At 67.5% G+C, this 23,462-nt stretch carries 30 protein-coding genes and 1 pseudogene; 16 read left to right on the top strand and 15 right to left on the bottom strand.

Annotated elements, in window-relative coordinates:
* Positions 1-1,089, top strand: a 1,089-nt coding sequence (groEL, locus tag QZZ29_RS11915; RefSeq protein ID WP_291383545.1) for a chaperonin GroEL, incomplete at its 5' end; no start/stop codon positions are given.
* 233 nt (positions 1,090-1,322) lie between these two features.
* On the opposite strand, the gene QZZ29_RS11910 is transcribed toward groEL, so the two are convergent.
* Genes QZZ29_RS11910 through QZZ29_RS11900 form a run of 3 tightly spaced genes read right to left on the bottom strand, consistent with a single transcriptional unit; the run spans position 1,323 to position 3,722 of the window.
* Positions 1,323-1,595 carry a DUF4031 domain-containing protein gene (locus QZZ29_RS11910; RefSeq protein WP_291383544.1) on the bottom strand — a complete coding sequence of 91 codons (273 nt, stop codon included), beginning with the start codon at positions 1,593-1,595 and terminating at the stop codon, positions 1,323-1,325.
* 43 nt (positions 1,596-1,638) lie between these two features.
* Positions 1,639-3,030 carry a HAMP domain-containing sensor histidine kinase gene (locus QZZ29_RS11905; protein WP_291383543.1) on the bottom strand — a complete coding sequence of 464 codons (1,392 nt, stop codon included), beginning with the start codon at positions 3,028-3,030 and terminating at the stop codon, positions 1,639-1,641.
* On the bottom strand, positions 3,027-3,722 hold the full coding sequence (locus tag QZZ29_RS11900) for a response regulator transcription factor (RefSeq protein WP_291383542.1): 696 nt from the start codon (positions 3,720-3,722) through the stop codon (positions 3,027-3,029). The genes QZZ29_RS11905 and QZZ29_RS11900 overlap by 4 nt, the downstream gene beginning before the upstream one ends.
* A gap of 116 nt (positions 3,723-3,838) precedes the next feature.
* Between QZZ29_RS11900 and QZZ29_RS11895 the strand changes: the two genes are divergently transcribed.
* Positions 3,839-4,222, top strand: coding sequence for a cold-shock protein (locus QZZ29_RS11895; RefSeq protein ID WP_291383540.1), 384 nt, complete (start codon positions 3,839-3,841; stop codon positions 4,220-4,222).
* Positions 4,222-5,070 (top strand): DUF3027 domain-containing protein, encoded by an 849-nt coding sequence (locus QZZ29_RS11890; RefSeq protein ID WP_291383538.1) that lies wholly within the window; start codon positions 4,222-4,224, stop codon positions 5,068-5,070. Before QZZ29_RS11895 ends, QZZ29_RS11890 begins: the two co-directional genes overlap by 1 nt.
* A 49-nt stretch (positions 5,071-5,119) precedes the next feature.
* On the opposite strand, the gene QZZ29_RS11885 is transcribed toward QZZ29_RS11890, so the two are convergent.
* Together QZZ29_RS11885 and serC are read right to left on the bottom strand one after the other, a co-directional pair.
* Entirely contained in the window at positions 5,120-5,884 is a 765-nt protein-coding gene (locus tag QZZ29_RS11885) for a CAP domain-containing protein (RefSeq protein ID WP_291383536.1), read from the bottom strand.
* Positions 5,881-6,999 carry a phosphoserine transaminase gene (gene serC, locus QZZ29_RS11880; RefSeq protein WP_291383535.1) on the bottom strand — a complete coding sequence of 373 codons (1,119 nt, stop codon included), beginning with the start codon at positions 6,997-6,999 and terminating at the stop codon, positions 5,881-5,883. The genes QZZ29_RS11885 and serC overlap by 4 nt, the downstream gene beginning before the upstream one ends.
* A gap of 41 nt (positions 7,000-7,040) precedes the next feature.
* Here serC and manA point away from each other — a divergent pair, with 41 nt between their 5' ends.
* The 5 genes from manA (at position 7,041) to QZZ29_RS11855 (ending at position 12,048) form a co-directional block, all read left to right on the top strand.
* Positions 7,041-8,174 carry a mannose-6-phosphate isomerase, class I gene (gene manA / locus QZZ29_RS11875; RefSeq protein ID WP_291383533.1) on the top strand — a complete coding sequence of 378 codons (1,134 nt, stop codon included), beginning with the start codon at positions 7,041-7,043 and terminating at the stop codon, positions 8,172-8,174.
* Positions 8,175-8,189: 15 nt separating this feature from the next.
* On the top strand, positions 8,190-9,515 hold the full coding sequence (locus QZZ29_RS11870; protein WP_291383547.1) for a UDP-glucose/GDP-mannose dehydrogenase family protein: 1,326 nt from the start codon (positions 8,190-8,192) through the stop codon (positions 9,513-9,515).
* The gene (locus QZZ29_RS11865) at positions 9,512-10,228 is read left to right on the top strand and encodes a metal-dependent transcriptional regulator (RefSeq protein ID WP_291383531.1); all 717 of its coding nucleotides are present in this window, start codon (positions 9,512-9,514) and stop codon (positions 10,226-10,228) included. The genes QZZ29_RS11870 and QZZ29_RS11865 overlap by 4 nt, the downstream gene beginning before the upstream one ends.
* A 134-nt stretch (positions 10,229-10,362) precedes the next feature.
* Positions 10,363-11,010 carry a C40 family peptidase gene (locus QZZ29_RS11860; protein ID WP_291383529.1) on the top strand — a complete coding sequence of 216 codons (648 nt, stop codon included), beginning with the start codon at positions 10,363-10,365 and terminating at the stop codon, positions 11,008-11,010.
* Between the two features lie 51 nt (positions 11,011-11,061).
* Positions 11,062-12,048, top strand: coding sequence for an aldo/keto reductase (locus QZZ29_RS11855; protein ID WP_291383527.1), 987 nt, complete (start codon positions 11,062-11,064; stop codon positions 12,046-12,048).
* 45 nt (positions 12,049-12,093) lie between these two features.
* On the opposite strand, the pseudogene QZZ29_RS12850 reads toward QZZ29_RS11855, so the two are convergent.
* A pseudogene (locus tag QZZ29_RS12850) lies at positions 12,094-12,369 on the bottom strand (bacterial transcriptional activator domain-containing protein); the annotation flags it as partial.
* A 30-nt stretch (positions 12,370-12,399) separates the two neighbouring features.
* Positions 12,400-12,699 (bottom strand): winged helix-turn-helix domain-containing protein, encoded by a 300-nt coding sequence (locus tag QZZ29_RS11850; RefSeq protein ID WP_291383526.1) that lies wholly within the window; start codon positions 12,697-12,699, stop codon positions 12,400-12,402.
* Between the two features lie 65 nt (positions 12,700-12,764).
* On the opposite strand from QZZ29_RS11850, the gene QZZ29_RS11845 reads away from it, so the two are divergent.
* The 5 genes from QZZ29_RS11845 (at position 12,765) to QZZ29_RS11830 (ending at position 16,005) form a co-directional block, all read left to right on the top strand.
* Positions 12,765-12,923 carry a DUF1059 domain-containing protein gene (locus QZZ29_RS11845; protein ID WP_291383524.1) on the top strand — a complete coding sequence of 53 codons (159 nt, stop codon included), beginning with the start codon at positions 12,765-12,767 and terminating at the stop codon, positions 12,921-12,923.
* Between the two features lie 104 nt (positions 12,924-13,027).
* Entirely contained in the window at positions 13,028-14,389 is a 1,362-nt protein-coding gene (locus tag QZZ29_RS11840) for a class I SAM-dependent methyltransferase (RefSeq protein WP_291383522.1), read from the top strand.
* 29 nt (positions 14,390-14,418) lie between these two features.
* Complete coding sequence (locus QZZ29_RS11835) at positions 14,419-15,180, top strand: DUF427 domain-containing protein (RefSeq protein ID WP_291383520.1); 762 nt, start codon at positions 14,419-14,421, stop codon at positions 15,178-15,180.
* The gene (locus tag QZZ29_RS12845) at positions 15,149-15,727 is read left to right on the top strand and encodes a formate/nitrite transporter family protein (protein WP_366479556.1); all 579 of its coding nucleotides are present in this window, start codon (positions 15,149-15,151) and stop codon (positions 15,725-15,727) included. The genes QZZ29_RS11835 and QZZ29_RS12845 overlap by 32 nt, the downstream gene beginning before the upstream one ends.
* Positions 15,622-16,005, top strand: coding sequence for a formate/nitrite transporter family protein (locus QZZ29_RS11830; RefSeq protein ID WP_291383519.1), 384 nt, complete (start codon positions 15,622-15,624; stop codon positions 16,003-16,005). Before QZZ29_RS12845 ends, QZZ29_RS11830 begins: the two co-directional genes overlap by 106 nt.
* Before the next feature lie 25 nt (positions 16,006-16,030).
* Here the strand turns inward: QZZ29_RS11830 and QZZ29_RS11825 are convergent, their stop codons facing one another.
* The 6 genes from QZZ29_RS11825 to QZZ29_RS11800 form a co-directional block, all read right to left on the bottom strand.
* Positions 16,031-16,576: a CDP-alcohol phosphatidyltransferase family protein gene (locus QZZ29_RS11825; protein WP_291383517.1), complete on the bottom strand. Its 546-nt coding sequence runs from the start codon at positions 16,574-16,576 to the stop codon at positions 16,031-16,033.
* 19 nt (positions 16,577-16,595) lie between these two features.
* Positions 16,596-17,312: a flavodoxin family protein gene (locus tag QZZ29_RS11820; protein ID WP_291383516.1), complete on the bottom strand. Its 717-nt coding sequence runs from the start codon at positions 17,310-17,312 to the stop codon at positions 16,596-16,598.
* A 2-nt stretch (positions 17,313-17,314) separates the two neighbouring features.
* A complete protein-coding gene (locus QZZ29_RS11815; RefSeq protein WP_291383515.1) occupies positions 17,315-17,596 on the bottom strand; it encodes a DUF427 domain-containing protein in 282 nt (93 codons plus the stop codon).
* Positions 17,597-17,676: 80 nt separating this feature from the next.
* Entirely contained in the window at positions 17,677-17,829 is a 153-nt protein-coding gene (locus QZZ29_RS11810; RefSeq protein ID WP_291383513.1) for a hypothetical protein, read from the bottom strand.
* Positions 17,826-18,101: a zf-HC2 domain-containing protein gene (locus QZZ29_RS11805; RefSeq protein WP_291383511.1), complete on the bottom strand. Its 276-nt coding sequence runs from the start codon at positions 18,099-18,101 to the stop codon at positions 17,826-17,828. Before QZZ29_RS11805 ends, QZZ29_RS11810 begins: the two co-directional genes overlap by 4 nt.
* Positions 18,101-18,721 (bottom strand): sigma-70 family RNA polymerase sigma factor, encoded by a 621-nt coding sequence (locus QZZ29_RS11800; RefSeq protein ID WP_291383509.1) that lies wholly within the window; start codon positions 18,719-18,721, stop codon positions 18,101-18,103. Before QZZ29_RS11800 ends, QZZ29_RS11805 begins: the two co-directional genes overlap by 1 nt.
* 36 nt (positions 18,722-18,757) lie before the next feature.
* Here QZZ29_RS11800 and QZZ29_RS11795 point away from each other — a divergent pair, with 36 nt between their 5' ends.
* From QZZ29_RS11795 to QZZ29_RS11785, 3 genes are all read left to right on the top strand, one after another.
* Positions 18,758-19,003: a zf-HC2 domain-containing protein gene (locus QZZ29_RS11795; protein WP_291383507.1), complete on the top strand. Its 246-nt coding sequence runs from the start codon at positions 18,758-18,760 to the stop codon at positions 19,001-19,003.
* A 130-nt stretch (positions 19,004-19,133) separates the two neighbouring features.
* Positions 19,134-19,637 carry a hypothetical protein gene (locus QZZ29_RS11790; protein WP_291383505.1) on the top strand — a complete coding sequence of 168 codons (504 nt, stop codon included), beginning with the start codon at positions 19,134-19,136 and terminating at the stop codon, positions 19,635-19,637.
* Between the two features lie 9 nt (positions 19,638-19,646).
* Positions 19,647-21,449: a glycoside hydrolase family 15 protein gene (locus tag QZZ29_RS11785; protein WP_291383504.1), complete on the top strand. Its 1,803-nt coding sequence runs from the start codon at positions 19,647-19,649 to the stop codon at positions 21,447-21,449.
* Here the strand turns inward: QZZ29_RS11785 and QZZ29_RS11780 are convergent.
* Together QZZ29_RS11780 and QZZ29_RS11775 are read right to left on the bottom strand one after the other, a co-directional pair.
* Entirely contained in the window at positions 21,418-22,185 is a 768-nt protein-coding gene (locus tag QZZ29_RS11780; RefSeq protein ID WP_291383503.1) for an NAD(P)H-hydrate epimerase, read from the bottom strand. The two genes, QZZ29_RS11785 and QZZ29_RS11780, sit on opposite strands and share 32 nt — an antisense overlap.
* A 63-nt stretch (positions 22,186-22,248) precedes the next feature.
* Entirely contained in the window at positions 22,249-23,454 is a 1,206-nt protein-coding gene (locus QZZ29_RS11775) for a DUF3179 domain-containing protein (protein WP_291383501.1), read from the bottom strand.
* Between the last annotated feature and the right edge of the window lie 8 nt (positions 23,455-23,462).

Raw genomic sequence — 23,462 nt, 5'->3', positions numbered from 1 at the left:
CTCGACCTTGAACTGACCGAAGGCATGCGCTTCGACAAGGGCTTCCTGTCCGCCTACTTTGTGACGGACTCGGAGCGCCAAGAGGCCGTCCTCGAGGACGCCTACGTGCTGCTGGTCGAGAACAAGATCTCGAACATCAAGGACCTCGTCCCGGTGCTCGAGAAGGTCATGCAGACCGGCAAGGCGCTCGCGATCATCGCCGAGGACGTCGAGTCCGAGGCTCTCGCGACGCTCGTGGTGAACAAGCTCAAGGGCACCTTCAAGGCCGTCGCCGTCAAGGCCCCCGGCTTTGGAGACCGTCGCAAGGCGATGCTCCAGGACATGGCCATCCTCACGGGTGGAACCGTCATCTCGGAGTCGGTGGGTCTCTCGCTCGAGAACACCACGCTTGACCTTCTTGGCCAGGCCCGCAAGGTGGTTGTCACCAAGGACGAGACGACCATCGTCGAGGGCGCGGGCAGCGAAGAGCAGCTCAGCGGCCGCGTCAAGCAGATCCGTGCCGAGATCGAGAACTCGGACTCCGACTACGACCGCGAGAAGCTGCAGGAGCGTCTGGCCAAGCTGGCCGGCGGTGTTGCAATCATCAAGGCCGGAGCGGCGACCGAGGTCGAGCTCAAGGAGCGCAAGCACCGCATCGAGGATGCAGTGCGCAACGCCAAGGCCGCTGTGGAAGAGGGCATCGTCGCCGGTGGTGGCGTCGCGCTCATCCAGGCCGGCATCAGGGCGTTCGCCACGCTCGAGCTCGAGGGTGACGAGGCGACCGGTGCTCGCATTGTGGAGCATGCCGTCTCGGCGCCGCTGCGCCAGATCGCCATCAACGCCGGCCTTGAAGGCGGCGTTGTGGTCGAGAAGGTGAAGAGCCTGCCGGTGGGTCACGGACTGAACGCCGCGACCGGGGTGTACGAAGACCTCCTCGCTGCCGGCGTGAACGACCCGGTCAAGGTGACTCGCTCTGCTCTGCAGAATGCGGCGTCCATCGCGGCCCTGTTCCTCACGACCGAGGCCGTCATTGCCGAGAAGCCTGAACCCCACGGGTCGATGCCTCAGGGCGGCGGCGACATGGGTGGCATGGGTGGCATGGGCTTCTAACCCCCAGCTGACACACGCGAAGGGCCCCGAGGAGCGATCCTCGGGGCCCTTCGTCGTCACGATCGCGCTTGGCGCGCTTGCTGAACGCTACGAACCGCCGGTGCGTGCGACACGCCGCCGGTGGGACGCGAGATGCGGCGCGTCGGCCGTCACGCGGTTCCCGGTGTTCGGCGACGCCGTGTCCGGCGACTGCGTGTTCAGCGTCGGCGACGCCGTGTCCGGCGACTGCGTGTTCAGCGTCGGCGACGCCGGGCCGCGGTCACCCGCAGCCCCGATGCTCTCAGCCGCCGCACCAGTTCGCGCCCGTCCACCAGGTGAGCCCCCGCCTCGATCAGCCGCGGGTGCATGTCCGCGGGCACGTCGTAGTGGTCGAGGTCGAAGCCGCGCTCCGGGATACCCATCGCGCGAGCGAAGGCGTGGAGCTCCTCGAGCGAGGTGTCGGAGACCAGGTGGCCCCAGACGCGCCCGTGACGCGGCCACAGCGGCGGATCGATCAGGACGGCCATGGGCAAGACCTTAGCCCGGAGACACGAAAGCGCGTGTCAAGGCTTACTCGTCGCCGGCCGCGGGGAGGGTGACAACCACCTCAGCGCCATCTCCGAGGTCCGATGCGGAAGCGGAGCCGCCGTGGGCCGACACGATCGCCGACACGATCGCGAGGCCAAGGCCCGAGCCCCCGGTGTCGCGGGTGCGCGAGTCGTCGGCGCGATAGAAGCGCTCGAAGAGCCGCTCAGCATCACCGTGCGGGAATCCTGGACCGTGGTCGCGGACCGTCACCGTCACCGCCGAGCCCGTGCGGGCAGTCGTCAGTTCCACGGGGGATCCCTCCGGCGTGTGGCGCAGCACGTTGGCGGCCAGGTTGGCAAGAACCTGGCTCAGGTGCCGTTGCGAACCCCGCACCAGGCATCGTCCCTCATGGACAACCGTGACGGCACGCGACGGATCCTGTGCGCGCAGGTCTTCGCCCGCCTCCGCCACCACAGCGGCAAGGTCGACGATGGCGTCGGCCGTGAGCTGCGACGCATCCTCGTCTGATCGAGCGAGCAGCAGCAGATCGTCCACAAGGTCCGACATCCGGGCTGCGTTGGTCTCAATTCGTCCGACCGCGTCGCCCTGGTCGTCGCCGCCGATGCGGTGCAGCTCGGCGTAGCCGCGGATGGCGGCGAGGGGCGTCCGCAACTCGTGAGAAGCGTCGGACACAAAGCGCCGCAGCCGCTCCTGGGTTGCCTCCCCTTGCGCGAGGGCGCCGTGCAACCGATCGATCATGACGTTCAGCGAGGCCGCGAGCGAACCCGCTTCGGTCGACCTCGGGTAGTCGGGCACTCGGCGCGTGAGATCGCCCTCGGCGATGGCCGCGGCCGTCCGCTCCGCCTCGCCGAGGGGCCGCAGCGAGCGGCGGGTCGCCCACGCCGCGAGCCCGGCCGCGAGGACAGCCACCATGAATCCGAGGACAATGATTCCGCGCCGCAGGGCAGTGGCGGCGGCCCCGGGGTCGCGCAGCGGCATCATGACGGCCACGGTCGCTCCGCCTGCGCCCACGTCGCGGACCAGCACTCGCCAGGTTTCGCCTTGCGCGCGCGACGTGTACGGGGCCCTCGCTCCGTCGCGAATCGACACCGCCGGCAGCGGGCGCCCGTTGTTGAGTCGTCCGGTCAGGGCTTCGGCGACTGATCCGTCGGCGCGGATGACGGCCACGAGCACGTCGCTGCGCGGACGCAGCGGATCCACCGCGTTGGGGTTCGGGGTCCGCCCCAATTCGCTCAGCACCGTACCGCGCCGGTTCTCAATAGTCGTCATCGCCTCCTCGAGTCTCGCGTCGATCTGTGCAACCAGGGTGCGGTTGAGCAGGGCCAACACGGCCGCCCCCAGCACCAGCTCCGTCAGGAGCACCAGCACCAGCGCGATGGCGGGGATCGTCCAGCGCAGCGGCCAGCGCGTCACGACGGTTCCTTCAGGACGTAGCCGACGCCGCGTTTGGTGTGCAGGAGCGGCGCGTCAAACGGCGCATCGACCTTGCGGCGCAGGTACGACATGTAGGTCTCGACGATCGCCCCGTCCGAGCCGGACGAGTAGCCCCAGACCTCATCGAGAATCCTCGCCTTGCTCAGCACGGTTCCGCGATTCGCCATGAGGTACCGCAGCAGTGCAAACTCGGTGGGGGTGAGGTCCAGTGGCACGCCGGCGCGACGCACCTCGTGAGCGTCGTCATTGAGCGTGAGGTCGGCGACGCTCAGCGTCGCCGACTCGAGGGATGCTGGCCGCGCGCGGCGCAGGATGGCCTCGATCCTCGCCGCCACTTCGGCAAGCGAGAAGGGCTTGGTGACGTAGTCGTCGGCGCCCACGCTGAAGCCCGCCAAGGCGTCCTCGGGCGCGTCACGCGCAGTCAGGAACAGCACGGGCACGGTGTCTCCTCGGGCCCGTAGCTTGCGCACGGCGGTAAACCCGTCCATCGTCGGCATCATCACGTCCATCACCACGAGGTCCGCTGCGGAGTGCAGCAGCTGATCAAGGGCGGCTTGTCCCGAGGCCACGGCCTGCGTCGTGTAACCAGCGAACTTGAGTGACGTAGCGAGCAGGTCGCGCAGGTCGGGTTCGTCGTCGACCACCAGGATGCGGGCTGGCTGCTGAGTCATGCGACCAGTGTGGCGCGACAGCCTGGGAGTTCGCTGGGAAGCGCGCCCGTGGACGGGCCGTTGCCCTTGTAGACTTGGGACACGCGCTGCGCCTGCGGCGCGTGGGAGAGGTGCGCGTGCCAACGGGACGAGTGAAGTGGTTTGACGCCGACAAAGGGTTCGGCTTCATCGCCAGCGACGAGGGCGACGAGGTGTTTCTGCATGCCTCCGCGCTTCCAGACGGCGTAGCATCTCCCCGCCAGGGCACCAAGGTCGAGTACTCCGTCGTAGACGGTCGACGCGGACCCTCGGCCATGAGCGTCATCATCACCGAGCAGGCGCCCTCCGTCGCTCAAGCCCAGCGCAAGCCGACGGACGACATGACCATGATCGTGGAGGACCTGATCAAGATGCTTGACGGTGTCTCCAACTCGCTGCGCAAGGGACGTTACCCTGACGCGGCGAAGGGTAAGCAGGTGGCGTCTGTGTTGCGCGCCGTGGCAGAACAGTTGGAGGCCTGATGGCCGTCGCAGTCGAGGACCGCATTACCGAAGCGGCCCGCGCGGCCGTGGTGGACACCGCTGGCGACGCATCGTCCGTGGGGCCGATGCTCGGCAGCGAGCCAGGCGCCGACGGCCTGGTTTCGGTGCGCTTTGCCTGTGCACTGCCGGGCTATCACGGCTGGGAATGGGCAGTCGATCTTGCGGTCATGGACGACACGGTGACGGTGTGCGAGTCGGCCCTGCTGCCCGGGAGCGATGCCCTCCTTGCCCCCACCTGGGTGCCGTGGTCGGAGCGCGTGCAGCCTGGCGATCTTGAGCCCGGCATGATCCTGCCCTATCAGGCGGAGGATCACAGGCTTATCCCCGGCTACACGGAGACGGGCGACGCGGACCGCGACGCGATCGCGAATTTCGAGTTTGGCCTGGGACGCGAGCGGGTGCTCGCGCCCGAGGCGCGCGAGGCCACCGCCAACCGCTGGTACCGAGGCTCGCACGGACCGACTGCGGCTTCGGCGGTGGCGGCGGGCGCCGCGTGTTCGACGTGCGCGTTTATGGTGCCCATCGCGGGTTCTCTGCGCACGATGTTCGGCGTGTGCGCCAACGAGTGGTCGCCTTCTGATGGACGCGTGGTGAGCATGGACCACGGTTGTGGAGCGCACTCGCAGACCGACGCTGAGCGGCGCTCCTCCGAGTGGCCGGCAGTGGACCCGGTGGTCGACTCAGCCGCCGTGGACGCGCTTGACTTGGTCACGCCCGATCCGGAACCAGAGGCCGAGACGGCGCCCGAGCCTGAAGCGATGCAAGACTCGGGACCCGAAGACGGATCTGAGGCGGAGAACAAGGCGCCAGCGGCGCCCGCTGAGTAGTCGCCCGCTGAGTAGTCGCCACGCGCCGGGCGTGAGCCGGGCGAGTGCGCTACTGATAGTTCGCGGTCGTGTACCAGGCCTTGCCATCGAAACTCGGGGCACTTCCGGCGCCCATCACGGACCAGTTGGGGTTGAGGATGTTCTTGCAGTGGCCCGAAGATGCCATCCAGCCTGAATGGGCCCTGCCGATCGCGGAGGACTGACTCATGGAGCCGCCCGTGGTCCAGGCGGCTGCGACGTTCTGCCCTCCAGAGCTGGGCGTGTTTCCGTGCGTCAACGCGCCGCCCGGTGAGGCGGGGTTGTATTTCGACGCCATCGATTCGGACCAACTTTGAGCGGCGCCCGCCAGCGGGCCACTCCAACTGAGCGCACGGAAACCAAATCGCGCACGCTCCGCATTGGCGGCGGCGAGCAGCCCATTTACCGTGGAGGCAGTGGCACTCGCCCCGCCGCCCGCGTTGCAGAACGCCACGTAGTCGGTGCCTACCGAGGTGCCAGCGCCGGTTGACCCCCCGCCGGAGGATCCTCCCGACGAGCCCGTCCGAGGCGACTCCGCCGCTGGCGGTGGCGGCAGCACGATCTCAAGAGGCGATACGAAGGGCTCGGGGCTCGCAGTCGGGACGGGTGCGGCAAGCTCCGGGATGAGGGCCCGTCCGGCGGGCGCGTGAATCTCGGCCGCGACGTCGTCGGCGGGGGGTATCGCGGCGCGAGCGATCGTTGCCGCCGCCAACGCCAGCAGGACCACCAACGTGAGCGGCGGGGCCCATCGGCGCCACGTCGGCGCTGGGGTGGGGGTCGGCGTCGGCGTCGTCAACGGTGGTCGACCACCCAGTCAATGCACGCGAGCAGCGCCTCGACGTCGGCCGTGTCAACCGCAGGGAAGACGCCGATTCTCAGTTGATTGCGCCCGAGCTTGCGATACGGGAACACGTCAACGATGCCGTGCGCGCGGAGCACCGCCTGCACCTCGTCGGAATCGAGGTCGTCGACCAGGTCAACCGTCGCGACCACCGGTGAACGATGCGCGGGGTCCGCCACGAACGGGGAGGCGAAGTCGCGAGCCTCGGCCCACGCGTAGATTGCTGCGGAGGAGGCCCTGGACCGGGTGGCCATCGCGGCGAGGCCGCCTTGACTCAGCATCCATGCGAGCTGGGCGCGCATCATGATCAGGGTGCTGATGGCGGGCGTGTTGAGGGTCTGATCGGCGCGGGAGTTGCTCACCGCCTCGGCGAGCGACAGCGACGGCGGAATGTATCGGCCACTTGCCGCGATCCGCTCGATGCGCTCGACAGCGGCCGGAGACGCCAGAGCGAACCACAGGCCGCCGTCGGAGGCGAACGACTTCTGCGGGGCGAAATAGTAGAAATCCGCCTGCGTTGGGTCCAGGTCGATCGCGCCCGCGGCAGACGTCCCGTCGATCACGATGAGGGCGTCGCCAGCTCCGTCGACGCGACGCACGGGCGCGGTCGCGCCGGTCGAGGTTTCGTTGTGGGGCCACGCGTACGTGTCGACGCCGTCCTCGAGCACGGGTACGGCGATGGACCCCGGGACGGCGCGATGCACCGTCGGCTGCTCCAAGTGAGGCGCGGCCGCGACGGACGCTGCGAACTTGGAGCCGAACTCGCCGAAAGCGGCGAGTTGCGCCTTGGCGGCGATCAGGCCGAACGCCGCCGCGTCCCACACGAACGTCGAGCCGCCATTCGACAACAGCACCTCGTGACCGTCGGGCAAGTGATACAACTCGGCCAGCATTCGCCGCACGTCTCCCACGAGGCCGCGCACCGGAGCCTGACGATGCGAGGTGCCGAGCACGGTCGGGTTCGCGTCGACAAGTGCCTGCACCTGCGCGGCGCGCACCTTCGAGGGACCGGACCCAAACCGACCATCGCGGGGCAGGAGGTGGGCCGGGATGGTCGGGTTCGTGCTCATGGGCCCAGAGTAGTAGGGGAGTCGATGGCATGATGGCATGCGTGATCGCTCTGACCCCCGCCCTGCAGCGCTCGGACTGGGGGACGCCGGAGGGCATCCCCCACCTGCTCGGATTCCCGGCCGATGGAGGTCCTTACGCGGAGGCTTGGTGGGGAGCGCACCCGCTCGTTCCCTCGGCCACGGACGAGGGTCCGCTGGACGCGGTGATCGCCCGCGACCCGGTCGCGGCGCTCGGCGCCGACGTCGCCACACGCTTCGGCCGGCTGCCCTACCTGCTGAAGGTGCTGTCCATCGCAAGGCCGCTGTCCATCCAAGTGCATCCCACCGCTGGCATCGCGCGCGACGGCTTCGCTGCCGAGGAGGCGCAAGGCATCGCGTACGACGACCGTGCCCGCACCTTCAAGGACCCTTCCCACAAGCCGGAACTCCTGGTCGCGATGACGCCCATGGAGGTGCTCGTAGGGTTTCGCGCCGAGCCCGACGTGCGCCGTGACCTGGCGGGGCTTGACGGCGCAGGCGCGATTGCGTTGATGAAGGCGCTCGACGAGGGCGGGTTGGCCGCCTACGTCACGTCCGCGCTCGACGGCGGTCACCTTGACACGGTGACCGCGCTCGCCTCATTGCCGGAGGGCACGGGTGGCTCTCTCGGAGCCGCTCGCCTGACCGCGCAGACCTATCCGGGGGACCCAGGGGTATTGGTGGCGCTCGCGATGAATGAGGTGTTCTTGGCCCCGGGTGAGGCGGTGTTCACTCCCGCGGGAGTGGTGCACTGCTACCTGGGCGGCATGGGCCTTGAGATCATGGCGAACTCCGACAACGTGGTGAGGGCGGGCCTGACCACCAAGCCGATCAACACGGAACTGCTGCGCGAGATCGCTGTGCTCGAGCCCACCCCCGCGTCGCGTCCGTCGATGATCAATGAAGGCGCAGCGCGTCGCCTCCGCACCGAGGCGGACGAGTTCTGTCTTGACCTCGTGGAGGGGGGTGCCGCCATCGTCCCCGACGGCCCCCGCATCGTCCTCGCGCTCGGCAGCGGCTGCGAGGTCTCTACCGAGGCCGAGCGGCGCGTCCTGCCCGCAGGGCAGGCGGTATTCGTGAGCGCGCGCGAGGGATCGGTCACGGTGACATCGGACGGCCCGACGGCGATCGCATCCGTGCCGCCCGGACGCCGATAGTCTGGCGACATGAGTATGCGCGTATCCGTCTTTGGCACTGGATACCTCGGGGCGACCCACGCTGCGGGGATGGCAGAGTTGGGGCACGACGTCATCGGCGTCGACGTTGATCCCGTGAAGGTGGCCACGCTATCCCGTGGCGAAGTGCCGTTCTACGAGCCGGACCTGCCCGAATTGCTGTCCAAGCACGTGGCGTCGGGCCGGTTGAGATTCACGACCGACGCTTCAGAAGCCGCCGATGCCGACGTTCACTTCATCGGTGTCGGCACACCCCAGAAGCGCGGCGAGTATGCGGCGGACATGACGTTCGTCGATGCCGTGATCGAGACGCTCGCGCCGATGCTGGAGCGACCCACGGTGATCCTGGGCAAGTCCACCGTGCCGGTCGGCACGGCCGCGCGGCTGGCGGCGCGCGTGCGCGAGCTCGCGCCGGTGGGGGACCAGGCGGAGTTGGGGTGGAACCCAGAATTCCTTCGCGAGGGCTTCGCCGTCGAGGACACCCTGAGGCCCGACCGGCAGGTGCTCGGAGTGGACAAGGGCCAGCCAGGTCGAATCGAGGCGGTGGCGCGCGAGGTGTACGCCAGCATCATCGCCAGGGGCACGCCGTTCCTGGTGACCGACCTTCCGACCGCCGAGCTCGTCAAAGTCAGCGCGAACGCGTTCCTCGCCACCAAGATCTCGTTCATCAACGCGATCGCCGAAGTGTGCGAGGCGACGGGCGCCGACGTGCTTGAGTTGGCGGATGCCATCGGATATGACGAGCGCATCGGCCGCAAGTTCCTGGGCGCCGGGCTGGGATTTGGAGGCGGGTGCCTGCCGAAGGACATTCGTGCGTTCCAGGCGCGTGCGGCCGAACTTGGAGTCGACCAGGCGCTCGCGTTCCTCAGGGAGGTTGACTCGGTCAACCTGCGGCGCCGAGACCATGTGATCGATGTGGCCGCTCGCGAACTCGGCGGCGCGGTCGTGGGGCGCAAGGTCGCGGTGTTGGGCGCTGCATTCAAACCCAATAGCGACGATGTGCGTGACTCGCCGGCACTGGATGTGGCGGGTCGCCTCCACCTCATGGGTGCGGACGTGAAGGTATATGACCCGCAAGCGATGACGAATGCCAAGGCGGTCTGGCCAACCCTGACGTTCGCGGATTCCATGATGGACGCCGTGACTGCAGCAGACCTCGTGGTGGTGTCGACCGAGTGGAAGGAGTTCAAGGAGGCCGACCCGGCGGTGCTGCGCGCCCAAGCCAACGGCGATCTCGTGATCGACGGTCGAAACTGTCTGGACGTCGAGGCATGGAAGACGGCCGGCTGGCGTTATCGGGGTATGGGCAGGCACACGACATGACCGACCTCATCGACACCACTGAGATGTATTTGCGCACCATCTACGAATTGATCGAGGACGGCGTGCCGCCGCTGAGGGCGCGCATCGCCGAGCAGCTCGGACACTCCGGTCCCACGGTGTCGCAGACGATCGCCAGGATGGAGCGCGACGGATACGTGGTGGTGGGGGAGGACCGCACCTTGGTTCTCACCCCGGACGGCATCGATCGGGCCACCAAGGTCATGCGCAAGCACCGGCTCGCCGAGAGGCTGCTGACCGACGTGATCGGCTTGGAACTGCGTCACGTGCACGAAGAGGCATGCCGTTGGGAACACGTCATGAGCGACCGGGTGGAGCGGCGACTCGTCGAGATGCTGGGGCACCCGGAAAGGTCCCCCTACGGCAACATTATTCCCGGTCTCGACGAACTCGAGGCGGCGTCCGGTGAGGTGTCGGAAGTTGGCGAAGTGCCCATCAATGTGGTCGATGCGGTCGCTTTGGGCACCCGAAACGCCATGCTGGTGAGAATTGGTGAAAACCCACAAACTCTTGCCGGTTTCCTCCAAGACGTCTCCGAAATTGGTCTCTTACCTGGTACTTCGATAGGACTTCAGTCCCAGGGCGAAGACGTCGAACTGTCCACGAACCTGGGATCCATCGTGATTTCCGGGGACATTGCGCGACACCTGTTCGTTCACCCGGAAGCCAGGTACTCTGGCGATCAGGTAACGTAAGTCAGTCAACAGGGGCGGCATCGGCCGCTCCGGACATGGTGTGCTCGGTCCACTGCGGGGGCGGTGACGGGACCGAGCGCCCTGTTTTCGTGCGCTGACAACGCGAAGGGAACGGTAATTTGAGGTACGGATACATGCGCGCCAAGACGCGCGCGGTGGCAGTTTCGGCAGGCGTCGCACTGATCGTGGTGCCCCTGTCAGGAGCGGCCGCCGTAGCGATCGCCGGTGAATCACCGGTGACGCCCGACGTCGACGCGGCAGCCATTCAGGGCGCCGCCTATGTCGACCAAGTCGAGCAGATTGGCGCCGCTGTAGCCGCCGACTCACAGGCAAAGTTCACGGTGGAGACGCCGTCGCTTGACGTGAAGCCCGACCCCAAGCCAGTGGTGCGCAGGTCGTATTCTTCGGCTCGGACGGTCGCCAATAGCGCGAGCGTGGCTCAGGCCATCGCCGGCTCGGCCATCATCGCCGAGGCCGCAAAATACGTGGGTATCCCCTACATGTTGGGTGGAGCCTCGCCCAGCACCGGTTTCGATTGCTCGGGCTTTGTGAGTTATGTGTATGCGCAGTTCGGCATTTCGCTGCCACGTAGTTCGGGCGCGTACTACAACGTGGGAACCCGCGTGAGTTCGCCGCTGCCCGGCGACATCATCGTGTCTCCCGGTCACCTGGGCATCTATGCCGGACCCAACCTGCAGATCGACTCGCCGCGACCCGGCAAGACGATCCAGTTCCGCGCCATTTGGCAGACCAACCCGATCTACGTTCGCGTCACCGGATAACACCCCGACGGTGGGGACGGAGCACGTCGGCCGTCCCGTAACGTAGAACCCATGCGTACTTCAAAGATTGAGCGGCTCGGCCGCCAGGTCAGTGAAATCGGTTTGGGTTGCTGGCAGCTTGGCGCCGACTGGGGCAACGTCGACGAGGATCGCTCACAAGCGATTCTTCAGGCGGCCGCTGACTCTGGCGTCACCTTCTTCGACACTGCCGACGTCTATGGTGACGGCCGTTCGGAGCGCGCGATAGGCGACTTTCTCGCGTCCCGCGCCGACGCGGACCGGTTCTTTGTGGCGACCAAGATGGGTAGGCGTGCGCAACCACACGAGGCTCAGGCGTACACGCTTGACGCCTTCAGGGAGTGGACGGATCGCTCACGGGAGAACCTCGGCGTCGACACCCTTGACCTGATTCAGCTTCACTGCCCGCCCACGCCAGTGTTTTTCGACCCCGAGACGTACGAGTCCTTGCGCGTGCTGGTGGACGAGGGACGGGTGCGCGCGTGGGGAGTCTCCGTTGAGAAGGTTGACGAGGCGCTCCAGGCGTTGCGCGAGCCGGACGTGGCGTCGATCCAGATCGTCGTCAATCTGTTCCGCCGCAAGCCGCTCGAACGCGTGGCCACCGAGGCGGCCAGACTTGGCGTCGGGATCATTGCCCGAGTGCCCCTTGCGTCGGGACTGCTGTCGGGCAAGTACGACGAGAGCACCACCTTTGCAGAGAACGACCACCGCAATTACAACCGAGATGGCTCCGCCTTCGACGTCGGCGAGACGTTCGCAGGAGTGCCGTACGACGTCGGTGTCCGTGCCGCGCGAGAGGTCGCCGCACTGACGCCCGAGGGGTGGACCACGGCGCAGATGGCGCTGCGATGGCTCACACAATCCGGCGTCAGCACCGCGATTCCGGGGGCGCGCACCGTGGAGCAGGCACGGGGCAACGCGGCGGTGGGAGACCTGCCTGCGATCGATGACGCCACCATGGCTCAGCTCGCGCGCATCTACGACGACTCGATTCGCGAGCACGTCCACGCCCGCTGGTAGCGGGCGAACGGGTCGCCATGTTCCCTCGGCTTTGAGGAGCCGTTCGTCCAGGGCGCGACTCGCGGGGCTCGGGTCAACGCCGAGCTCCTCGTTGAGAACTTCCCGCATACGGCCAAAGGCGGCGATTGCCTCGGCGGTGTTGCCTTGCGCGGCCAGGGCCCTCATGAGCGTGCGATGGCCGCTTTCGCGAAAGGGCGCGGCCACAATCAGTTCACGCGCCGCCCGCTCGGCCGTGGGAAGTTCAGCACCGGCGACGTGGAGCGCGGCGGCCGCGTACGTCTCCAACGCCCGCACGTACATGTCCTCCAGTTCGCGGCGCACCGGAGCCGCCCGCGCGGCCTCGATGTCGATCTACGCATCCGCTGGCAGCGTCAACGTCACCTCGCCCCGCCCACTCAGAAACTCGTGACCCAACGCGGAGCGAAGTTTCGACAGTAACGAGTGCACGGCCGTGCCTGCGGCGCCCGGCGGGTCCTCTGGCCACAGTGCATCGATCAGGTGCGGTTGCGAGACTTTCTCGTGTCGGTGCAGCACCAGGAAGGTGAGCAAGAGCCTTCCCTGCCGCCCGGGCACCCGCGACTCCGTCCGCTCATCGTCGATCTCAATGAAGAGCGGACCGCACACCTGTATTCGGACCCGAGGAGACACCATGATGTCGCCAAGGTGCCACCAAGGACAGTCGGTTACCAAGAGTGCTGACAGAAAGGGAGCCGGTAATGTCCAAGATCATCCGATGCGAGTGCGGGTTCGTCGCCAACGGCGACACCGACGACGACGTGGTGGCGGCCATCGAGGCTCACATGGCGTCCGATCACCCGGCCCTCCTCGCTCAGGTCGATCGCCACGACATCTTTGGCTGGATTGAACGCGCCTAGTTCACCCCGAAGGAGCACCCCATGAGCACCACGACCACGTCGTCGAAGCCCGCCAGCGCGCCCGCTTTCGACGCTCAAGAGTACAAGACCACCACGACCGAGCAGTGGCAGGCAGCGGCCGCCGCCGCGCGTCGCGTCGCGTCGCGCCCCATGGTCGCGTGCCCGCCACCGACGTGTCCTCAAACCTGCTCGCCTGCGCGAAGCACTCTGCTCGCACGGCCAGCCTCGAGGACATCGTCGACACCGAGGTCATGGACGGTGAGAACCTCGCCGTCGACGCAGGCTCGTTCGACAGCGTGATTTCACGCGTGGGGCTGATCCACTTCCCCGACCGGCAGCGCGCGCTCAAGGGAATGCGGCGTGCACTCCGCCCCGGTGGGCGGCTCACGGCCGTGACCTACTCGTCGCCGGAGGCGAACACGTTCTTCTCCATTCCGGTCTCCGTCATCCGCGCTGCGGCGACACTGCCGGCGCCGTCGCCCGGACAGCCGGGGCCATTCAGCGTCGGCGACGAAGACGTGCTCCGCGCGGCCCTCAAGGACGCAGGGTTCATGGGTGTCGAGGTGCGGCGGATCCCGGCCCCGTTGCGCCTGCCCTCGGCGGCGGACTGCGTGCCTTTCGAACGCGCATCGTTCGGAGCATTGCGCCAGCAGTCGGCGCGCCTGGCGACTGGTCACTCCCGGGATCCGCGGCCCGCCGCAGGGCTGATGGTGATTGGCGGTGGCGCGGCGTTCGTGGCCGTTCTTGGTCCGCTACCGGCCGGCGTCATCGAATGTCACGTCTCCTCAGGAGCCGCGAATCAGATCGCCGGCGGGGATGTTGCGAGTCTGGTCCTGGTGGCACCGGTGTGCGTCATCGCAGCTGCGCTGGTCGCCTGCTATCCCGGCACTAGCGAACGATTCTTCCCCCTCTTTCTGGGGCTGCTCGTCCTTGCGCTCGCCATCGCAATTCGAGCGTGGAGCGCCGTCGACGCCTCCCGACTTCCGGCGACGACGCGCCGACTCGATCGCCTCGTCGGCTGGTTCGCGCCGCTGGTGGCGGCGTTCCTGACCTTCGGTTCACACCTACCCGGGTTGCTTGACGCCTGGCAAGAGCAGCCGAGCGCGCCGGAGTACCTCGCCGACCCCGTCGTGTTCTGGCTGGTCAAACTGATGGACCTGGGACTTGTCGTCCCGGCCCTCGTCGCCATCGGGTGGGGGGAGTCTGAGGGGCGCCGCCTGGGCGTCGCGAACCCGGTATGCAGCCGTCGGGTGGATGGCCATGTTGGGAATGGCGGTGGCGGGGATGGCGATCGCGCTGGCAATTGCGGCGACCGCGTATCGGCCGTTGTTCTCAAGCCGACCGTTGCGCGGCTGACCCGCGTCGAATTCGCCCTCGCCTGCGTTCGCCGCCGAGGGCCGGGGCCGAGCAACCACAACGTCGGCGGTTGCGGTGGAATCCACGCGGCCTTCGGAAGTGTTCCTTGATTAACGTCACCATCGCGAAGGAGCCTGCCATGCCAGACATCATCGACAACCCATTTGTGATCGAGCCGGGGACGGTGCAGCGAGGCCGGACCCGGATCCGGGCCTTCAGTGCCGGCGACCTCGTTGCCGACGCCGTCGAACCGCTGCTCGTCTGGGAGCACCCCTACTTCCCGCAGTACTTCTTCTCTCCCGCCGACCTGGAAGTCGAACTCCGTGCGGCGGGGAAGGGCCCGCGGTCGAAGGTGCTCGGACCGAGCGAGGAGTTCGACGTGGTGATCGAGGATCGCGTGCTGCCCAAGGCCGCCCGCCGCTACCCCGAGGCGGCCGTGTCGGGCATTCGCGAGGCCTTCACCTTGACGTGGGCCGCCTTTGACACATGGTTCGAGGAGGACGAGATCATCCACACTCACCCGCGCAGTCCCTATGTGCGCATTGACGCTCTTCCGTCAAGTAGGCACGTACGGGTCGTGTTTCACGGAGAGGTGATTGCCGACTCGCGGCGACCGATCGTGCTGGCGGAAACGGGCTTAGTTCCCAGGTACTACCTGCCGCGCGTGGATGTTCGGATGGACTTGTTGACACCCACCGACACTGTCAGCCACTGCCCGTACAAAGGCACGGCGTCGTACTGGAAGGTCGCCACCGGTGATGCGGAACTGGCCGACGCCGTATGGGGGTACGATTCGCCGCTGCCAGAGGCGGCGAGGGTCGCAGGGTTCGTCTGCTTCTGGCCGGAGAAGAGCGGGGACCTCGAGGTGTATGTCGAGGGCGAGCGCATCGGCCGACCTTGAGCCGTGGGTGGACGGAAGCGAAGCCCCACCACGTGGGTTCCGACGGGGTGAAGACACCGCGGACGAAGACATCGGGGACGCCGCTTCCACCCGCCCGCTATATCGGCGCGGACCGTGTGTGATGAAGGTGCTCGCCGACCACGGCGCTCAGCGCCTGATGCTACTCACTGGTCCACGGGTGTTCGCGCTCGCGATCCTCGCTGGCTCCTTCATCACGACCGGCGCGCTGATGTCGATTCTCCTTGCGGCGGGGACGCACAACGAAGGTCTGGTCAGGCTCATCGAGGGATGTGGGTTCAGTGCGGGCTTCTTCTTCGTCGTCCTGTCAGGAGCCGTGCTCTTCACCGAGACGAATGTGGTGCTCCCGGCAGTCTTGATGGGAGATCGACGGCCGGTGCTGCGGGTCTTGAGGTTCTGGGCGCAGTCGCCAGGTGGTCGGTCGTGGTCTCCGGGGTGCTCGCCCGTTGGCTGGTCGGCATGGCGGCATTCTTCGCGACTATGGGGCGCACCATCATCGGCAAGTACATCCCCGTCCTGCTCGCGGTGACCGCCTTTGTCTCGGCAGGATTTCAGCACAGTCCCGCAAACATGGGGTTCTTCTCCCTCGAGTCCGGGTTCGGTGGTGGTGTCGACTGGGCAACTGTTTTCGCTGGGAATCTCGCGCCAGCCGGCCTGGGGAACGTCATTGGCGGCGGCGTCGCAGTCGCGGCGCTACTCAGCTGGGTCTACGCGAACTCTGACGCGCCGAAGGCGGCACGGCTCAACCCCGACACGGGTGCGCATCGGCGTGCGCCGGTCGCGTCTCACGACTCCGTCGAGCCTTGACAACTTCTTGTTGAGGGGGCGCGGCTCAGTCGGCGGCGGGACGCCTCAACGCCCTGGAGCCGTCGAGCATGCGGCGCAGTCCGCTGACCATGACGACCGTCGCCCACACCCAGGCCACGCCTCCGGCAACGCCGGGCACGATCACCCACACGCTGTGCACCACGACTGTCTCGGCTCCCTCTGCGACTCCGCCAAGAAACGACAGGGAGTGTCCGTCATCGATCTGGTGGCCGGTGCGCTCGGCGACGGACGACAAGGCGAGGAAGGCTGCGCCATTGAGGTAGTAGGCGAGCAGCACGGCGAGGAAGGGCAGCAGTGACCCGCCCCAGCCGATCGCCACGCCCACCACGGACGCGCTGTAGGTCAGGAAGTCGGCCGTGATGTCCACGAAACCGCCCGCGTCGCCCGCATCGTCCGGGTCGCGGGAACGCCGACGCCTCGCCAAGGGACCATCGAGGCCATCGGCCGCACGCGAGACAAGCCAGAGAACCAACGCGGCGGGCCACCAGTCAGCGGCCGCCGAGGCGTGCGCGCACCGTCGGAATGCACCGGTTGACTGGCGCTCCACCATGCAGCGAGCAAACCCAGCGTCATCGATACTCGGGGTTCGGGTGGTCGAAGCGTGCGCCAGCGTCCCATGCGGAGCGCTGGTTGCCATGCGCGGGGAAGCCCCCGGCTCGTTTGAGCATGGCCGCCATGTGCATGAGGTTCCACGTCATGAACGTGGTGTTGCGTTGCGTGAACTCATTTTGCGGGCCCCCGGATCCTTCGTCGAGGTACGAAGGGCCGGGACCGGCTGGACCAATCCAGCCGGCGTCGGCCTGTGGCGGAATCGTGTAGCCGAGGTGCTGCATGGAATACAAGACGTTCATGGCCACGTGCTTGACACCGTCTTCGTTTCCCGTGACGACCACCCCGGCGGCGCGCCCGTAAAACAGGTATTGTCCGGCGTCGTTGAGCTGACCCGAAAGCGAGTACAGCCGTTCGATGACGCGCGTGCATACGCTGGACTTGTCGCCAAGCCAGATGGGCGTCCCCACCACGAGGATGTCTGCGGCAAGAATGCGCTCGGCGAGTTGAGGCCACTCGTCGCATTCCCAGCCATGTTCGGTCATGTCGGGCTGCACGCCGGTCGCGATGTCGTGGTCGGCGGCACGGATCTCATCGACCGTGACCCCGTTCGCCCGCATGATGGCGGCGCTGACGTCCAGCAGGCCCTGCGTATGGGAGAGCTCGGGGGACCGCTTGAGGGTGCAGTTGATGAACGCGGCGCGTAGCTCAGCAAAGTTGTGGCGTCGCGGCTCCACGGTCAGTCGCCCACCTTGACTCCCCGCCAGAAGGCGACGTGCCCCGCAATGTGGCTCGCCGCCGAATTCGGCTCCGGATACTCCCAGGCCACGGCCTCGCCCTCCTGACCCCCGCCCGCCACGGACCAGTACCGGGCGGTTCCCTTCCACGGGCAGACGCTATGAAGCTCCGCAGGCTCGAGCGCGTCCCACAGGACGGCGTCTGGCGGAAAGTAGTGGTTGCCTTCAACGACGACGGTGGCGGCGCTCTCGGCCAGAACGGTGCCATTCCAGGTGGCGCGCATGTGCGGTCCTCTCTCGACGGGGTTGTTCCCAGGGAACCCCTCAACGGCACGCCCTGATTCCCTTGGACGGCTGGAGCGACTCAGGGCGCCTTGCGGGCGATCACCAGTTGGAGAGGAAGGGGCAGGGAGCGCCCAGGGCCAGCCAGGCGGGCGAGCGCGTCTTCGGCGGTTGCGATGCGGTCCCGGTCGCGCCCGGGCGTGTATAGCGACATCACGGCGCGGCGTGCGGTCACTCCTCCTGCTTCGCGAGTGTGTCCGCGAAATCACGTAGCCGCGCGACGGCCGCCGCGTCCGCTTCGTCGGAGTGTGGCGCGGCGGCGCTGATCGCGACCTTGATGGACTGGTAGGTGCGCGCCTCGAGGCCGCAACGGCGACACGTCTCGAGATGTTCGGCCACCATCGCCGACCGCACCATGTCCAGTTCCCCGTCGAGGTAGTGCTGGAGGAACCGGGCGGCGCGGTGGCAGTCGGAGCGGGCGGAACGCGAGAACAGGGGAAGGGCCATCACATGCCCCCTTTCCGCGGGACGATGCCCGCGACATCGAGCCGTGCCCGCATTCGGGCGCGTGCTCGGTGTAGACGGCTCATGACAGTCCCCCTCGGTACCCCGAGCACGTCCGCCGCCTCCTGGTATGACAGGCCTTCGATGTCAACCAGGGTCACCACCGTCCGGTGCTTATCCGGCAACGCTCTCAGGGCATCGGCGACCACAGACTCGAACTCCTCGCTGATGACCAGTTCCTCTGCTGATGCAGCGGCGGGCCCGGTGTTCTCCAGGGTCCTTTCGACGGACTCCCCGTCATGGAGCAGGACGGGACGCCGCACCCGGACTCGGTTCAGGTGCGCCCTGCGCAGAATGGTCAGCAGCCAGGCCCGCGGGTGTGCCCCGTCGAAGCGGTCCGCGGCACGGAACGCTCGCACCAGGGTCTCTTGCACGAGATCCTCGGCGTCGGCCATCTGACCCGTCAGGGACAGGGCGACGCGGTACAGCACGGGGATTTCCGGCACTACCCAGCGGTCGAAGGCCACATGCTGTGCCTGCGCGCGAACCGTCGCCGCGTGGCTGTTGTCTTGCGCGAACTCCGTCACGTGGGGTAAACCCTGCCCCTCGCCGGGAGATTCCATCTCATGGGGGAATCCCAGCCGACGGCGAGGGGTTTCATGGCGATGAACGCCTTACGTCACAGCCGGCTGCGTCGTCGGCTCGGGCCGTACCTCGACGGCGAACTCGAGGCCGGGCAGGCGGGCGAGGTCGCGGTCCACCTGAGGGACTGCTGGGGTTGCAGCGGCGACGTCGAAGTGCACCACCTGATCCGGGGCGCTCTACGCCGCGCGATCGCCGACGGCACGGTCCACCTGCCGGTGATGCGGCTGGAGCGTTTCGCCGGACGTCTCGCCCACGACTAGAAGATCGACGGCGTCGCCGTATCTCCCGAATGGATTTCCCTCGCAGGGGACTTTCATGGAAGCGGCCCCCCCGTCGCCGGGTTCCCCTGGCGATCGAGCCACGTGGGCTCGCCCCACCAAGGAGGTTGTGATGACACAGCAGACATCGACGCAGGAATCGAAGCACGACATGACGCCGCGGGCAGAACTCATCCGGTTCGGCGCACGAGGCGTGATCGGAGGCGCCGTCGCGGGTGCCGTCTTTGGCGCCCTCAACATGTGGTTTGCACACAGCCAAGGAATGCCGACCGATACCCCGCTCAAGATGATCGCCACCATCGTCCAGGGTGAAAACGCCATGGCGGACGGGACGGCGAGCCCTGCGCTCGGCCTGGTGGTGCACATGGTGCTGTCGATGATGTTCGGCCTGATCCTGGCGCTACTCGTGCTGCGGATGCGCTCCGATGCTCTCAGGTCGTTGGTGGGATTGCTGTTCGGTGCGGCGCTCTATCTGGTGAACTTCCTCGTGATGGCGCCGCTTGCGTATGGTGTTTTCGAGGACGCCAACCAACCCCTGGAGTTGGCGACTCACATTGTCTTCGGTTCCGTCGCGGTGGTGTTCCTCATGGGCAGGCGAGCGACGCAGGCACGGTAAGGAGGGGTCGTGACTCCGCGCATCGGTGACCACGCGCTGATCGGCGACAACCACACCGCCGCGCTCGTGGCGCTCGACGGCTCGATCACGTGGCTCTGCCTACCCCGGTTTGACAGTCCTGCCGTCTTCGCTTCTCTCTTGGGAGACGAAGACAATGGGCACTGGACGATCGCCCCACAAGACGAGGCGGAGACGAGCAGGCGGTACCTTCCGGGGACGCTCGTGCTCGAGACGACGATGCGGACGGCGACCGGAACGGTGCGCGTCACGGACTTCATGCCGCACCGCCACGGAACCCCCACCGTTGTTCGTCTGGTCGAGGGCGTCGACGGTGCGGTGCCGATGCGGGTGTCGTTGTGCATGCGTTTTGACTATGGCCAATCCGTGCCATGGGTGCGGGAGAACGCGGAGGGGCTCGTGGCCGTTGTGGGGCCGCACACCATCGCTGTCCGCTCCCCGATCCCACTCCGGGGCGATAACCACACGAGAGCCGCTGACATGGTGGTGGGAGTGGGCGAAAGGCTCGCCTTCGTCCTGTCCTGGTCGGAGCGGGGCGGGGACCCGGTGGACCCAGGTCCTGCGGACCAACTCCTCGCGGCGACGGTGAGCCAATGGGAGTCATGGAGCGACAGGCTTCCCGTGCAAGGAGCGTGGGCGGATGCCGTTTCTCGCTCACTTATCACCCTCAAGGCACTGACCTACGAGCCGTCGGGAGCCCTGGTCGCGGCCCCCACCACCTCCCTGCCGGAGCAACTCGGGGGCGCGCGCAATTGGGACTACCGGTACACCTGGCTGCGCGACGCATCCTTCACGCTGGAGGCACTCACGGCCAACGGCTGTGTCGCCGAGGCCGTGGCGTGGCGGGACTGGCTCCTGCGTGCCGTCGCAGGGGACCCGGCGCAACTGCAGATCGTGTACGGCATCGACGGCGAACGCTGGCTGCCGGAACTGACGGTGCCGTGGCTCCCAGGTCACCGAGGGAGCGCCCCGGTGCGGATCGGCAACGGCGCTGCGGGGCAGCTCCAACTCGACGTCTATGGCGAGGTGATGTCCGCGATGCACGCGGCGAGGCAGGCGGGGATGGCTCCCGACGGTGATGCATGGACCCTGCAGCAGGAGTTGGTCGCGCACGTCGCCGCCCACTGGCGCGAGCCGGACGAGGGCATCTGGGAGGTGCGGGGCGGTCGGCGGCACTTTGTGCACTCCAAGGTCATGGCATGGGTTGCGCTTGACCGGGCGGCGCGGGCGGTCGCCGAGCACGGCCTGCCGGGGGATGCTCAGCGGTATCGGGCCCTCGCCGACGAGGTCCATGAGGATGTCTGCCGACAGGGCTACGACGAGGCTCTGGGCACGTTTGTCCAGTCGTACGGCAGCACCGCACTCGATGCTTCACTCCTGCTCCTGCCTGCGGTCGGGTTCCTGCCGGCGACCGACCCGCGGGTGGTGAGGACGGTCGATGCCATTGCCGAAGGGCTCACGGTCGATGGCTTCGTGCAGCGCTACTCCGTGCCGGACGATGGCCTCGCGGCCGACGGACTTGTGGGCGCGGAGGGCAGTTTCCTCCTGTGCACGTTCTGGCTCGTCGACGCGTTGGCTCTGCGGGGCGACCGCGAGCGCGCCACCGTGCTGTTCGAGCGCGTGGTCGCCGTCGCGAATGACGTTGGCCTGCTGGCCGAGGAGTACGACCCGGTCTCCGGCGAGATGCTCGGCAACTTTCCCCAGGCCTTCTCGCACATCGGCCTCGTCAACTCTGCGCGACTGCTCAACGACACGGCCGCAGTCAGCTCTGCGCGGAATGCGCCCCTGGGGTGAGCGCTACCCGGTAGCCGTCGGTGAACATGGCGCGCGGGACATCCACACCCACGCGGCGGTAGACCTCGCGGGGGATGCCGATGTCCGCCAGCAACAGCCGCCCGACGGCGGGGGAGTCGAGTCCCGACTTGGGCAGGGCGAGCGTCATCGTGGTGGTCGCGCGCACAAAGCGGCCCCACGCCTCGCCGGTCGTGGCGTCGACGCCGCTGGGGACGTCGAGCGCGACCACCGGCGCGCGCATGCTCTCCATCCAGGAGATGAGTTCCTCGGCGGCCCCCCGTGGCGCGCCCGTGAGGCTATAGCCAAGGACAGCGTCGACAATGAGATCTGGCTGGGTCTCACCCATGTCGTCGATGTCCACGACACGGCCGCCAGCGGCGCGTACGAGCGCGAGTTGTTGTGCGGCGGCCGCAGTGAGCCGCGTCTGATCGGTGACCACGATCGTGACCCGTCCGCCGTGGTTGAGCAGGTGGCGTGCCGCGCACATCCCGCCACCGCCGTTACCGCCGGTGCCGGCGGCGATGAGGACCGGACGGTCGGTCCACATCGTGCCCAGCTCCTGGATGCCCAGCTGTTGGATGCACAACTCGGCAAGGTTCCGTCCGGCGTTCTCCATCATCTGGAGCAGCGTCGGCCCCACCTCCTCCACAGCGACACGATCGACCTCGCGCATCTGTGCGGTCGTGACGGCGGGAACCCTCAGGCCCGTCGGGGTCGTGAAGGTGTGCGCCGTCATGTCGCCTCCGCTGGTGGGTGGGCTCGCCCCAGTATGCCCCCTACTGTGCGGAATGATTCGGGATCATTCGGTGGCATCCAGGCGTAGCACGACCGTGTCGGGCCGGAAGGCGGCCTGAGCGAACCAGAACGTGTTCAGGTGGGGGACGGCCGTGAGTCGCGCCCCTGCGAGTGGTCCCGCAACGGCGTGACCCAAGAGGTTCCAGCGCGACCCGGTCTGGTCATCCTCCGCGACTGCGGCCCCGTCCGACGACGACCCATCGCCAGAAATCGGACGGAACGTGAGCGCCTGGCCCTCCCACTCGGGCACGAAGGCTCCCGTGGCCGTCACCGGCGCGCCGTCGGCAACCTGCGGGGCATTCAGGGCCGATGCGAGGCCGGGAGAAGCGAATATGACCACCGGCTCACCGTCGACCTCAATGTGAGCTACCCCAGACCCGGTGAGATCCGCGGTGAGGACCGCTACAGGCTCCGCCGCGCCGGGGAAAGCGACAATCGGTTCCTTGGCGGGGAAGCGACCGTCGGGCTCCTCGTCGAGGAGAAACGGGTCCTTCGTGAGTTCGTCGTAGCCGACGTAGGGGTTCCTCCCGTAGTCGCGGTCGAAGCCGGTATCACGGGACAGCACCCAGCCATCCGGATTAGTTGCCCGCCAATCGGCCCAGCGCAGCATCGTCACCGGAATGAGCTCGAGTCGCTCGCCAGCGAGAACACCCGCGATTGCCGTGCGTTCGACCTGAGACCACAGTGACTCTGTTTGACGGTCGTACATCACGAGGGCCGACAGGTAGAGCCGCCCGGACGTGCCAAAGGACAGCAGCCGGTCGCCAACTTGGCGGTCGAACGCGAGCGCGGAGTTGCACAGCGGGCAGTAGGTCACCGCGACCGGACGCCCCGCCACGGTGTCGTTGACAATCTCGTGCCAATGAAGAATCTGAACAGGGTAGGCACGCTGGTCGCCGTCGAGGTCCAGGGCGATCACCGGTTCGTCGTCGGCGATCCAGTCCACGCCCCCCGCGGGCTCGAATAGCGGCGCGTCGATCGAGGGGATCCCGTCAGGGGGTGGGCCGCCGGAGATGATTCGGCCCGTGTCCACCAGCGGCGTTGGCAGCGCGGGGTCGCTTGCGTTGTCGAGGGCGGACGGAACGTCCTCGGGCGGCCCGGCCGCGACGTCCTCGAGGGCCACGGGTGCGGCGACGCCCTCAGTCGGTGTCGACTGCGGGGTCGCGGCACACCCGGCAACGCCGATGACGACGACCGCCAGGAGAGCCACACCGCGCC

It is taken from the genome of Demequina sp., from assembly GCF_016278765.1.
Lineage (GTDB): Bacteria > Actinomycetota > Actinomycetes > Actinomycetales > Demequinaceae > Demequina.
Note: the sequence above shows the minus strand (reverse complement) of the source record. Positions and strands in the feature narration are given on the sequence as shown.